The organism is Pectobacterium jejuense (assembly GCF_026800125.1).
Classification (GTDB): Bacteria; Pseudomonadota; Gammaproteobacteria; order Enterobacterales; family Enterobacteriaceae; genus Pectobacterium; species Pectobacterium jejuense.
Window position 1 is genome coordinate 261038 of sequence record NZ_JAPQKX010000007.1, and the last position, 13342, is coordinate 274379.

The following is a 13342-nucleotide window of genomic DNA, read 5'->3' on the forward strand; positions in this document are numbered from 1 at the left end:
TGAAGTACTTCATGTTAAAAAGGAAATCGTAATGAAGAAAACGTTAATCACGCTGGCCGCTGTACTGGCCATGTCGTCAAACGCGTTTGCTGTTGATGGCGTCTCTAGCGCTACGGCTGCTGGCACCAGTACCACCACGACTACCAGCGTAAGCACTGCTGGTGCCGCTGGTGCTGCGGGTGCTGGTGCTGCTGCGGGTAGCACTGCACTGATTGCTGTGGGTGTTGCTGCCGCTGTTGCTGTTGGTGTCGCTGTTGCTGTTTCTAGCAACGATGACAGCTCTCCTGCGGGCACAACGACGGCTACGACTGGTACTGCCGGTTAATACCGTTTCAATTCTAAGGCCACTTCGGTGGCCTTTCTTTTTCCGGGCTACGCTGTTCAACGAGAACTGCATTCCATGACAAAAATAAAACGAATAGCAAAGGTGAATTCGCTTCTTGCCATCCCTTTTTTATCCATTCTGTTGGTCGGCTGTTCCCAGAATATGAATTCGGTAGGGAAAACGTTCAAGTTAGCTTTCGTTGGGCAGGATGACACCCACGTAACCGCTAAACAGGTTGCCAATACACCGTATGCGTCGGCCTATCTGAAGGTGGGTAAAGCGCCTCAGGCGTTTGTCGTGCTTGCTTTTGCCGATCAGAACCAGTTGAAGTGGATTGGGGCTGATAAAAACATGGTCGCGACCCAACATGGCCGTTTAGTGAAAACGCAGGGTTTCGGCGAAGACATTACCTATGTAGATAACCTGCAGCAGGATCCCCTGACAATAGGTCTGTTGAAGGCATCAACGCCAATGACATGGCAAAGCCGGGTTGAGTGGGCGCAGGTCTTCCGCGGTGGTTACGAGACCCGGTCCGTTTTCCAGGCCCGCGGCAAAGAAACCGTAAAAATTCTGGATACCTCGCGTGAACTGCTGCGTTTTGATGAGCAGGTGACCGTCCCTGCCTTGAATGAATCTTACACCAATAGCTACTGGCTCGATCCGACTAACGGAAATGTCATTCAAAGCCAGCAGTATATGGGGCCAGATATGGCATTGGTCAAATTCACCGTATTAAAACCCTACGTCCAATAAGGGGCTGCAATGTTGGCACTCAATCGTATCGCTACCTTGTTGCTGCTGGTTTCCGGTGTTGCGACGTCTGCGCAGTTGACTGTGAAATCGCCTCAACAGACGATTGCCGTCGTCAAATTGGATGATGGCACGCGTCTTGAAAAATTTTACGAACAGGTTCCCTGGCCACAGAATATCAACTGGCAAACGGCGTTTATTTCTGATTTTGCGACGACACAGAAGGTTCGTGCGCAAGGGGATGTCCTGCTGCAAAAGCTGGCTGAACTGGAAACGCGCTGGCGTAATTCAGGCGATGGCGATCTGGCGATCTCCGCCTGGCTACTGAGAAAGACCATTAACCCGATTAATGTTGCAGGTCGTATCCGTACCGATCTGGATCCTGACCACGTGCGTGTCTATGTAGAAAATAATCGCCCTCTGGTGGGGGAATATGCACTGTATGTAGCGCCTCATGATGACAAGCTGTCCCTGATCGGTCTGGTAAATACCGCCGCTGATGTGGGAGAACTGGAGACATCGGGGAAAGTGGCGCTGCGTGCCGGATGGTCGGTCGAAAATTATCTCTCTGGACGTCGACTTCTCGCGGGAGCCGATAACAGTTATGGCTATCTGATTGCGGGCAATGGCAAGTGGCGCAAAGTGCCGCTGGCATTGTGGAACCGCCAGCATGTTGAACCCGCTGCGGGCGAAACGCTCTTTATTGGTTTTAATCCCTCAGTTTTGCCACAGGATATGTCATCACTCAACGATCAGCTTGCTGACTACCTCGCTAACCGGACGCCACTCGAATGACAAAGAATAGAAACGTTAAACTAGGCTGTCTGTCGTTGGCGATTGGCAGCATCTTGAGCGCACAGGCGATGGCTGCTGAAACCGAAAGCAGCCGTACTGCGACAAACCCGAATCTGCGTTTTCAGCCTGCGGGGGTATCACAGTCTGATTTCGGTGGCACAGGTCTGTTACAGATGCCTACGGCGCGTATGGCGGAAACGGGCGAGTTTAGCCTTAATTACCGCGATAACGAAGAATATCGGCGCTATTCCATATCGCTCCAGCTCTTTGACTGGCTGGAAACGACGGTGCGTTATACCGATATTCGGACTCGTCCTTATAGTTTTGACCCTAGTTTCAGCGGTAGCCAAACCTACAAAGATAAGTCATTCGATGTCAAAGCGCGTTTGTGGCAAGAAAGCTACTGGATGCCGGATGTTTCTGTAGGATTGCGTGATATTGCCGGTACAGGCCTGTTTGATAGCGAATATCTGGTGGCCAGTAAGCGTATGGGGCCGTTTGATTTCACGCTGGGTATGGGCTGGGGCAATATGGCTGAGAGCGGCAATATTAAAAACCCTGCCTGTTCACTGAAAGCCAGCTTCTGCCAGCGTAGTGACAGCTTTTCAGGTGGCGGTGGGGAATTTGAGGTCAATAATTTCTTCCATGGTCCTGCCGCGTTGTTTGGTGGTGTTGAGTACCAGACACCCTGGGATCCTCTACGCCTGAAGCTTGAATATGACGGCAACGATTACAGTGCAGAAAGAACGTCATCCAATGGTGTGCCACAGAAGCTGAAACACGATTCTCCTTTCAACATTGGTGCGGTCTATCGCGTCGGCGATGTGCTGGATACTACGTTATCGTGGCAGCGCGGCAATACCCTGATGTGGGGCTTTACTCTACGCACTAATTTCAACGATCTGAAGCCAAACTATTTAGACGATGCACCACCTGTCTATGCGCCAGTACAGGATGGCAAAGGCACAAACTGGCAGCTCGTGTCGAAAGAGCTGAACGATAAGGCAGGCTTTAAGGACGCCGATATTTACGCGGACCAAAAGCAGGTCACCATTGTTGCCGATCAGACCAAGTATCGTGATAGTGAACAGGCGACGCAGCGTGCAGCAACGGTATTGGCAAATCATGTACCGGGCAGTATTGATGAATACCACATTGTTCAGCGCAGCCAGCGTTTACCGATTGCCAGCACGGAGGTCGATGCCAAAGCCTTCAATCAGGTTCAACAGGCTGCTATTCCACTGGGTCAACCGGAACCAGTCACGCATCGCAAAGAGCCGGTATCCGATGTGCGTGGTCAGCAGGTGTTGCTCGCAGAGCCCGATCGTCTGACGTATTCATTAGATCCGACGCTGACGCAGTCTTTCGGTGGTCCTGAATCCTTCTACATGTATCAGGTCGCCTTGAAAGGTAACGTGGACTACCGTCTGAGCGATCACTGGAGCGTAGGCGGAACGGCAACGCTGAACCTGGTGAATAACTACGACAAGTTCAACTACAAAACACCACCGGCGGATGGCGCTGCGCTGCCACGTGTCAGAACCTGGGTGCGTGAATACATTACCTCTTCCGATCTGCTGTTGACCAACCTGCAATTGACCCGCAGGGATAATCCCGCGCAGGACTGGTATACCCAGGTCTACGGCGGCTATCTGGAAATGATGTATGCAGGTGTCGGATCTGAAGTGCTGTATCGTCCGTTCGGTAAAAGTTGGGCACTGGGGATGGATGTGAACTATGTCAAACAGCGTGACTGGAACGACATCATGCGTATGGCCGATTACGATGTGGTGACAGGCCATCTGACCGCCTACTGGGAACTGCCGTTTGTCGAAGGTGCGGTAGCGAAGGTGAGCGTGGGTCGTTATCTGGCCGGGGACAAAGGGGTCACTCTCGATCTGTCTCGCCGCTTTGATAGTGGAATCATTGCGGGTGCCTTTGCGACCAAAACCAACGTCAGCGCCGCTGAATATGGTGAAGGAAGCTTTACTAAAGGCTTCTACGTCTCGATACCGTTTGACCTGCTGTTCACCGAACCGACGGTGAAACGTGGAGCCGTTGGTTGGGTGCCGCTGACGCGTGACGGTGGTCAAATGCTACAGCGTCGCAACTCGCTGTATGGCTTGACCGACCACTAATCGATCCCCGTTCGTTTAGGGCGTTAATCAAGCCCGTCATCGCCGAGTGCCGTGATGGGCTTTTTTGTGCGTGTTTACTTTGCAGAGTAAATCCATTTAATAACTAAAATGAACTATTTCATTTAGTTATCGTTTGTATCTTAATCATGTCGTACTGCGGATGACGCTTCTGAGCCTTTAGCCATAAATTGATGATAATTTAATAGCTTAACCACGAGCGTCGTAACGAGTCGGGGCATTTTTAAGACGAAGTGTGTCCTGAGGGTAATGATTGAAATAGTTTCGTCATGGAAGATTCATATAGCGAAACCTATTATCTCCTGCCGCAATGGTGAAATAAAACATAGCCATAAATCTTCATGGTAGTGCTAACAGGAGAGTGCAACCCGATGAATTTGCCTATTTCCGCCGTTATCTCGTTAATGATGAGCTCTGTTTGGTGTGTTCCTCTCTATGCCACAGCGCAGGACAATCCTCTTGGTATCTATCAACTGATTCAGGAGCGGATGGTGTTGATGAAAGATGTCGCGGGGTATAAGGCCCGTCAACACCTACCCGTTGAGGATCTAAAACAAGAGGAACGTATTTTGAGTAAGGCGCGGGAGAAATCTGCTGCCGTTGGTTTATCCCCTCAGAGTACACAGCTGTTTTTTACTTCATTAATGAATGCCAGCAAAGCGATTCAGTATCGTTACATGGCGGACTGGCTTGCGACACCGGAGAGCGACTGGACGCCGCTTTCGCTGAACGACACCATTAGACCCACGCTACTCACGATTGATGACCAGCTTCTGGTGAGTATTAAACGTTATCTTGCGAATGGCGGACATTTTGCGCCCCAGCAAGAGGCTACATTTCTTTCTTCTATTAATGTTGAGCATCTGTCACAGAACGACAAACGCCAGATTTATGCGGCATTGAGTCAAATTGAACCAGACGGCAAATAGCTGAGTGGAGAGAAGACGATGACTTACCAATTATTGAAAGGGAGTGAACGCGGAAATATCGCTGACGCCGTGTACCGCGAACGCTGCGATGTTAATGAAAATGTTAGAGTTATGCTGGTGTTGCGTTTTACGACACCAGATGATGAGTACTACACCGAACTACACGATAGCATCGATCCGCAATTTGGCGGTATCAGCGCCAATAAACCGCTATCGAGAGCCAGCTACGCCAGAAAATTCAGCGCTGATGAGGCCGATATCGAGCATGTTCGGGCATTTGCGCGGCATTATAAGTTATCTGTCGAGCGTGAACATGCGGCCAGCCGTACCGTATTCTTGACGGGGACGGTGGAGCAAATGGAGCAGGCGTTTCGCGTGAGCTTAGCCCGGTATGACCACAAAAACGGGGCATTTCGTGGCAGAGCGGGGGGAATTTATCTGCCGGGATACCTACAGGGCGTGGTAATCGCCGTATTAGGCCTTGATGAGCGTCTGGCATCGAACTGTTACCTGCGTATGAATGACGCGTTCTCTGCTACGGCAAAGCGTCTGTCGGGCTATACGCCGCTCGAGTTGGCGGAGCTATACCACTTCCCGGAGCATGACGGTGCGGGGCAGTGCATCGGCATTATTGAACTGGGGGGCGGATATCGCTTACCGCAGTTGGAGCACTATTTTAAGCGAATGGGTGTCAACCCGCCGCAGATCGTCGATGTTTGTGTGGGCGGTGCTAAGAATGCCCTTGCTTCGTCAGATGACGACAAAGAGGTGAACCCGATTGATATCGAAGTGCAGATGGATATCGAGATCGCGGGTACATTGGCACCCGCCGCTAAAGTGGTGGTGTATTTTGCGCCGAATACCGATGCCGGGTTTTTAGAGGCGATTAACGCGGCGATTCATGATGAGAAAAATGCGCCGTCGGTGATTTCGATTAGCTGGGGAGCCAGCGAGTCAGAATGGACCGCGCAAGCATTACAGGTGTACAACCAGGCCTTTCAGACCGCCGCGGCGCTAGGGATTACGGTGTGTGTGGCGTCTGGCGATCATGGATCACAGGATGGGGAACCCCATGGTTTGCACGTCGATTTCCCGGCATCCAGCCCCTACGTTTTAGCCTGTGGCGGCACTCGCTTGCAAAAATCGATGGAAGAAACCACCTGGCATAGCCGAGACGGCAGCGCGACGGGCGGTGGCGTTAGCCAGCACTTTGCGTTGCCCGGTTGGCAGCTAGGGATGTCTCTGGTCGACAAATATGGCGGTCATCATCCCTTACAACACCGCGGCGTGCCAGACGTCAGCGGCAATGCCGATCCCGAAACCGGCTATCTGATTGAAGTTAACGGACGGGAAGGGGTTGTTGGGGGAACCAGCGCGGTTGCCCCGCTGTGGGCAGGGTTATTGGCGCGAATGCTGGCGTTGACCCACTCGGCATCGCTGTTTATCCCTCCCTTACTGTACCGTAATCGTAATAGCTGCAAGGATATCGTGCGGGGAAATAATGGGGCATTTGTCGCCTCTGAAGGATGGGACGCCTGCACGGGATTGGGGTCGCCGGATGGAATGAAACTGCTAAGGCTGTTGAAGCGGCTCGTGAGGCTCAATGGTAATGGCGTGCACGACCGCGATGATAAGCACGAGCGGTGAGTCTGCCTGCCTGAGAGGGCTGGTGCAGGGACACACCCTGTTCAGACGAGGACATTATCGGTGATATTCATCACAGATTGCCCGACCTTGGTTTGAGTCTAGGGCGGTTAGCAGATATAACCCGATAAGAAGGACGTGATCGGGCTAAGGCCCGAGCGAAACCTGATACGACGCATGTTATTCAGACATGTTCGTATCAGGTTTTTTTTTGCCTGAATCCAGCCCGATCGCGTGCCACCCATAACATCAGTGATATCTCGTTGAGAAAAGGAGAAAAACCGTGAAATACCGTCATCTTAAACGTTTCCCTGAAGGGTTTTTATGGGGCGCGGCGACATCGGCTTATCAGGTTGAAGGGGCATGGAATGAAGACGGCAAAGGGCCGTCAGTGATTGATGCCAGAACGTCCTATCCTGAGGGTACAACGGACTTTAAAGTCGCCAGCGACCATTATCACCGTTACAAGGAAGATGTCGCACTGTTTGCCGATATCGGCTTTAAAACTTACCGTTTTTCCATCGCCTGGAGCCGTATCATTCCCGATGGCAGCGGCGAGGTAAACCCCGCGGGCATTGCGTTTTACCACAATCTTATCGATGAATTGCTGCATTACGGTATTGTGCCGATTGTCACGATGTACCATTTCGATCTGCCGCAGGCGTTACAGGAAAAAGGCGGTTGGTATAACCGGGAAACGGTGGATGCATTTGAGCGCTTCGCCAACGTGCTGTTTGATGAATACGGCGACAAGGTGAAGTACTGGCTGACCATCAATGAACAAAACATGATGATTTTGCACGGTTCTGCGTTGGGGACACTGGATCCTACGCTGGAAAATCCGAAGCAGAATCTCTATCAGCAGAACCACCACATGCTGGTGGCGCAGGCAAAAGCGATGAATGCGCTGCATGAAAAAGTGCCCGGTGCGAAAATTGGTCCGGCACCCAACATTGCACTGATTTATCCGGCCTCATCGAAGCCTGAAGATGTGATGGCGGCGTTCAACTATAACGCGATCCGCAACTGGCTGTATCTGGATATGGCGGTATATGGGCGTTACAACACAGCGGCCTGGCGCTATATGGAAGAAAAAGGCTATACGCCGGAGATTCTGCCTGGCGATATGGATATTCTGGCATCGGCCAAACCCGATTTCATCGCCTTTAACTACTACACCTCGCAAACGGTTGAAGCCAGTAAAAATGACGGACAGGATGAAACGGCGCGCGGCGGCGACCAGCATTTGAAATCAGGTGAAGAAGGCGTACATCGCGGCGCAACCAATCCGTGGTTGCAGAAAAACGCCTTTGGCTGGGAGATCGATCCGATTGGCTTCCGTAATACGCTGCGTGAGCTGCACGATCGCTACCATTTACCGCTGATCATTACGGAAAATGGGCTGGGTGCGTTTGATACGCTGGATGAAAACGGTGAGATTCACGACGATTATCGCATCGACTATCTGCAACGCCACATTGAGCAAATCCAGCTTGCGATCACTGACGGTGTGGATGTCTTCGGTTACACGCCATGGTCGGCGTTGGATCTTATTTCCACCCATCAGGGATGCTCGAAGCGTTATGGCTTTATTTACGTTAACCGTGAAGAGTTCGATCTGAAAGATCTGCGGCGTATCCGTAAAAAAAGCGCATACTGGTATGCTGATGTGATTAAAAACAATGGGCTGGATAGCTCAGAAGCTAAGTAATGAAAGAAGACGCCTCATCGATATCACGTTGAGGCGCTAAACGGTAGGGAAGGCCGGTGTGCCTTCCCGTCAGACAGGACGGCTGATGCGATGATCATTGAAAAAATACTGAGCAATAACGCCGTTCTGGTGCTGGCAGATGACCAACGGGAAATTGTGGCGATTGGCAAAGGCGTCGGCTTTGGCAAGAAAGTGGGTGACCCTATCGACCCGCAGCGCATTGAAAGCCAGTTCGTGAAAAAAAGCGACGGCATAGCGGATGTGCTGTCACAACTGCTGGCGGATATTCCGCCTGACTGTCTGGCGGTCACGCAGCAGATCATTACGCTGGCGCAAAAAACGCTGCGGCTTGATGTGCAGGATACGCTGTTTCTGGCCTTAAGCGACCACATTAATTTTGCTATTCAACGCCATAAAAAAGGGCAGACGATCAAGAACCTGATGCTGTGGGATATTCGCCAGTTCTATCGCGGTGAGTTTGCCGTTGGGTTAGAGGCACTGGAACTGATTCGCAGCAGACTGGATATCGATTTACCGGAGGATGAAGCGGGGTTTATTGCGCTGCATCTGGCGAATGCAACAAATAACAGCGATATGCAGAGCACGATGCAAAGCGCGGGGATTATTAAAGATATTCTGACCATTCTGAAATACGATCTACACATCACGTTCGATGAACATTCTCTTAATTATCAACGTTTGATTACACATCTGAAATTTTTCGCTCTGCGTTTATTAAATCGAGAAACGGTGAACCACGGTGATGACTCTATCTATCAGGGGATTACCGAATTGATGCCGCGGGCCTATGCCTGTGCGATGAAGGTGTATGACTATGTGGAAAAAAATTACGCCTGCCATCTCACCACTGATGAGATCATGTTTTTAACCATTCACATTAACCGATTACAGCCCTCTCCAGCTTAATAACATGGGCTATCATGATGGGGACGTCTACGGCAATAATCGGAATGGGGCGAAAGTCACGGGTAAGACCAGCTACCGATAACATCCGTGCTACTCTCTCCAACCCTGACGAGATCCGTTCGTTTCGTTATGTAACAAAATAAATTCAAAAATTGCTCACTGTTGCTGACATGCTTTCAGCCATAATGTTCTTTTTCCTCGCTATTTGTTAGTGAACCGCATGGGGGTCGTTATGTCAGCCTCGCCGCCGATGTTTTTGACGGTAGATGTACGTCGCTCAGGGCTACGCTTTTCCCAGCGAGTCTATATTCCACGGATTGTCGGTACGATACTGTGCGCGCTCTTTATTTCCTCGGTGCTGATTACCCGACCTATCCCGACGCTATTGTGGGTGCTGCTTTTTCTTAACACCTTTATCTGGCCTCACATTGCCTACATGCTGTCCCTGCGGTCACGCGACCCGATGCAGTGCGAGAAGCGTAATTTACTGATTGATGTGGTGTTTGGTGGCATCTGGATTGGGTTTATGGGCATGAATCTTCTGCCCAGTGCCCTGATTGCGGCAATGGTAGGGATGAACTGTACGGCTGGCGGTGGGGTAAAGCTGCTTGTTCAGGGCATCGTATTACAGTGTGTTGCCTGTGTGCTGGTCCTTGTGCTATTTGCCGTACCTGTATCGCTGGATACCACACCGCTACAGCTTTATGCCTGCCTACCGATGCTGCTGGTCTACCCGATTTTTCTGGGTTATGTCACTTACACCACCGCGCTGAAACTGGCGGAGCACAAACGTATGCTGATGGAAGTCAGTATTCATGACGGAATGACCAGCCTCTATAACCGCCACCACTGGGAACGTCTGCTGAAACATGAGTATGATATTTGCCAGCGTTATAAGCGTACGGCGACGTTAGTCCTGTTTGATATCGATCATTTTAAAGATTTTAACGATAACTTTGGGCATAACGTCGGCGATCAGGCGATATTGCTGCTGGCGCGTGAACTGACATCCGGCTTTCGGGAAACGGATATTATTGGGCGATTCGGCGGAGATGAGTTTGCCGTTATTTTACCGCAGACTAGCGCGGGAGAGGCGCTGGACGCCGTGAATCGCATTCGGGAGAGTTTGTCGCTGAAGTTCCTGAACCAGACCCCGCAGCTGGCGGTGTTTGTCAGCGTCGGCATTGCGGAGATTTCACCGGAAATGGATCAATATATTGACTGGTTAAAGGCCGCGGATATGGCTCTTTATCGGGCAAAAAACAAAGGCCGCCGCCGAACCGAAGTTGCCTGAATACACCAAACTACAGCCTGATCTTTTGTGTATTTACTGCTAATAAAAAGAAGCCCCTATCGCCATTGGGTGGTGACAGGGGCTTTTTCTTTATTTATAAGAACCAACTAGATTTATAAGAAGCAACTAGATTTATAAGAACCTAGGTCGCGTATTAATGAGGCAAGGCTTCTTTGGGATGCAGCCCCAAGTGACCCGGAGACGGCTCACCTTTCACTTCGCCGAGGTACAAACCGATCTGGGCACGGAATGACTCCACCGCCGCACGGTCGCTCATGAAATCGGCAAAAGCCTGCGGGCTGGTATTCTTATATTCCCAGATAGGCTTATAGCCAGTGGGTGGCGTAACGTCAGTTCGCACCGACCACATATACCAGACATTGCTCTGCGTCTCTTTATCCAGCAGCCAGCTTAGATATAGCTTGGCGCTTTCTGGGTGTTTAGCCTGTTTGAAAATAGCGGCACGCTGTGCCCAGGAAACAAACGGATCGCTTTTAGGCAGAACGAAACGGGAATTCGCGTTTTGATCGGGAGCCAGTGCGCCGTCGGTTGAGAATGTCGCCGCTGATTTACCGCTTTCAACATCGTCTGCGGGAGCCTGCGTACCGCGAACATAAACCGGGTTCTGTTCTTTGAATTTAGCGACATACTCCCAGCCGTATTTATCTACGACCTGCTTAAACCAGAACAGCACAGCGTCGTCATCGTTCGGGTAGGTTAAGACAATGCTGCCTTTCAGATCGGGACGTAAATAGTCATTGGCTTCTGTTGGCCAGGCATTTTCGGCAATCAGCTTGGTATTGACCACGTTGCTGAACGCATCGACAAAGACACCGGTCCAACTGCCGTCTTTATCTTTAAATGCAGGGTACACTTTGTCCCAGCCGATAGGTTTGTAGTTCAGCAGCACGCCTTCTTTTTTCCAGCGTGGGTAATCCTGCAGGGTTTGTAGCTGTACAACATCCGGCACCAGCGTATTCGTCGCCAGCTGGTTATCAATACGAGCATCGTGGAATTTGCTGTAGTCCACAATGACGTTGAGTGTCATACCCGGAAAGCGTTTTTCAAACGCCTGCTTGATACCATCCTGCTGGCCTGGCGTGTCACCGCCCGCGTAGACGGTCACGATACCGCCTTCCCGTAACGCATTTTGATAAAGCTCGTTAATCGGGCGTTTATCGGCCTCTACTGCCGCATAGCTGGCTGCTGCCGTCGCCATCAGCGCCGTAAATGCGACCACCTGTTTTAGTTTAAACATCGATTCCTCCTGAATGAGAGCCGTTTCTACCGACGCACTTTTTATCCTTGTCGCTGTTGATCAAGATAAGCGTGCATAAGCAGAATCATTGAATGATTATCAAATTATTTAATTTGCTTGATAGTCATTACCCTGCTGAGATAACGGTTAATCTGGCTGCTATCTGCGGGTTTGCGTATGTTATCCAGTTGTGAATAATGTTAAATGAGAAAAAATTGAGATTTTAATTCAAAAAAAATGAATTAAAATTTGGCGTGAAAGGAAGCACAATAACAGGGAATTGCGGCGATATTTAGGCCGCCCTGCGACCTAAAGCCGGATTAATTCAAACGGTGGGGAAAGCACTGTCAAACGGATCCATCAGCAGGAAGGTGCACTCGGCGCGCTGGTGGCTATTGATCAGCGGAACCAGCCGCTGGAAGTGCTCAGTCTGGCAGTGAATATCCAGTGCGGCTCTATCCGGCCAGGTTTCGATAAAGGTGAAATGCCCCGGATCTTTCTGATTGATAAACAGCTCATAGGAGATGCACAGCGGCTCCTGTCGGGTTTTCTCCACTAATTCGCGGTACAGCGGCATGACTGTCTCAATGCATTCAGGTTTAATAAAATCCTGTGCGATCACTTTAAGCATAAAACGGCTCTCCCTCTCTGTGAGTCCTGCTGAGTAAACGGTTCCGGCTAGCCGCGCTGCTGTTTTTCACTCTGATCTGCGCCGTTTCCCTGCCGGTAAGCCAGCGATACCATCAGCGATTGCACCAGACACAGCGTGGCGGACTGTGAACGGAACGCATCAACCTGCGCTTCCTTCACGACAAAGCAGACGTCGCTGAGCGTCGCCAGCGGGCTGATCTGACTGTCGGTAATCACGATTTGTCGCGCCCCGGCCTTCGCGGCCATCTCGCTGACCATCACGGTTTCCTGTGAGTAGGGCGAGAAGCTGATGGAAACCACCACATCGCGTGAACTGACACGACTGAGCTGTTCGCGAAACATGCCTCCCAACCCGTTGACCAGAATGGGGCTGCTTTCCAAATGACTAAGCGCATAGGTCAGGTAAGTGGCGACGCTGAACGAGCGCCGCAGCCCGACGATATAGATCGTTTCCGCCTGAGCCAGCAGATCGACGGCCTTTTGCAGATCCTCTTGCGGAGTACGTGCCGCTAGCTGCTGCATCGCCTGCGCGTTTGAACGGGCAAACTCATGCAGAATATCCAGCGGCGTTTCTGGTACGGCATCAGCCTCCATCGCCCGAAACAGCCGTGCCCGGTCGGTATAGCTGGCCGTTTCCTCCACCAGATTCATACGGAACAGCTGTTTCATTTCATTGAAGCCGCTGAAATCAAACGCGTTGGCGAAGCGAATCAAGGTTGAGGGAGGAACGTCAGCGCGTTCGGCGATCACCGCGACGGTATCGAAAGCGATGCTGTTGGTATTATCCAGCACATAGTGCGCCACCTGCTGTAACCGCTTGCTGAGCGAATCATAACGCTCGCGGATCTGTTCCTGTAATTCTCTCAGGCTGGTTGCCATGGGCATATCGGGTTATCTCCCAA

At 51.1% G+C, this 13342-nt stretch carries 12 protein-coding genes; 9 read left to right on the plus strand and 3 right to left on the minus strand.

The window, feature by feature from the left end:
* Window positions 1–31: 31 nt before the first annotated feature.
* The 9 genes from NXT09_RS14910 (at window position 32) to adrA (ending at window position 10531) form a co-directional block, all read left to right on the plus strand.
* Complete coding sequence (locus NXT09_RS14910) at window positions 32–325, plus strand: hypothetical protein (protein WP_268580171.1); 294 nt, start codon at window positions 32–34, stop codon at window positions 323–325.
* A 75-nt stretch (window positions 326–400) separates the two neighbouring features.
* A complete protein-coding gene (locus tag NXT09_RS14915; RefSeq protein ID WP_268580172.1) occupies window positions 401–1078 on the plus strand; it encodes a YjbF family lipoprotein in 678 nt (225 codons plus the stop codon).
* Window positions 1079–1087: 9 nt separating this feature from the next.
* Complete coding sequence (locus tag NXT09_RS14920) at window positions 1088–1870, plus strand: capsule biosynthesis GfcC family protein (RefSeq protein ID WP_268580173.1); 783 nt, start codon at window positions 1088–1090, stop codon at window positions 1868–1870.
* Complete coding sequence (locus NXT09_RS14925; RefSeq protein ID WP_268580174.1) at window positions 1867–4008, plus strand: YjbH domain-containing protein; 2142 nt, start codon at window positions 1867–1869, stop codon at window positions 4006–4008. Before NXT09_RS14920 ends, NXT09_RS14925 begins: the two co-directional genes overlap by 4 nt.
* A 389-nt stretch (window positions 4009–4397) precedes the next feature.
* Window positions 4398–4955 carry a chorismate mutase gene (locus NXT09_RS14930; RefSeq protein WP_268580175.1) on the plus strand — a complete coding sequence of 186 codons (558 nt, stop codon included), beginning with the start codon at window positions 4398–4400 and terminating at the stop codon, window positions 4953–4955.
* 18 nt (window positions 4956–4973) lie between these two features.
* Window positions 4974–6602, plus strand: coding sequence for a S53 family peptidase (locus NXT09_RS14935; protein WP_268580176.1), 1629 nt, complete (start codon window positions 4974–4976; stop codon window positions 6600–6602).
* A gap of 280 nt (window positions 6603–6882) precedes the next feature.
* The gene (locus NXT09_RS14940) at window positions 6883–8310 is read left to right on the plus strand and encodes a glycoside hydrolase family 1 protein (RefSeq protein ID WP_268580177.1); all 1428 of its coding nucleotides are present in this window, start codon (window positions 6883–6885) and stop codon (window positions 8308–8310) included.
* A 90-nt stretch (window positions 8311–8400) separates the two neighbouring features.
* The gene (gene licT, locus NXT09_RS14945) at window positions 8401–9237 is read left to right on the plus strand and encodes a BglG family transcription antiterminator LicT (RefSeq protein ID WP_205552389.1); all 837 of its coding nucleotides are present in this window, start codon (window positions 8401–8403) and stop codon (window positions 9235–9237) included.
* Between the two features lie 232 nt (window positions 9238–9469).
* The gene (gene adrA, locus NXT09_RS14950) at window positions 9470–10531 is read left to right on the plus strand and encodes a diguanylate cyclase AdrA (protein WP_205552386.1); all 1062 of its coding nucleotides are present in this window, start codon (window positions 9470–9472) and stop codon (window positions 10529–10531) included.
* 154 nt (window positions 10532–10685) lie between these two features.
* On the opposite strand, the gene NXT09_RS14955 is transcribed toward adrA, so the two are convergent.
* From NXT09_RS14955 to NXT09_RS14965, 3 genes are all read right to left on the minus strand, one after another.
* The gene (locus NXT09_RS14955; RefSeq protein WP_268580178.1) at window positions 10686–11789 is read right to left on the minus strand and encodes an ABC transporter substrate-binding protein; all 1104 of its coding nucleotides are present in this window, start codon (window positions 11787–11789) and stop codon (window positions 10686–10688) included.
* A 325-nt stretch (window positions 11790–12114) separates the two neighbouring features.
* Window positions 12115–12420, minus strand: a complete 306-nt coding sequence (locus NXT09_RS14960; protein WP_268580179.1) for a putative quinol monooxygenase — start codon at window positions 12418–12420, stop codon at window positions 12115–12117.
* Window positions 12421–12467: 47 nt separating this feature from the next.
* Entirely contained in the window at window positions 12468–13325 is an 858-nt protein-coding gene (locus tag NXT09_RS14965) for a MurR/RpiR family transcriptional regulator (protein WP_010281425.1), read from the minus strand.
* Window positions 13326–13342: the final 17 nt, after the last annotated feature.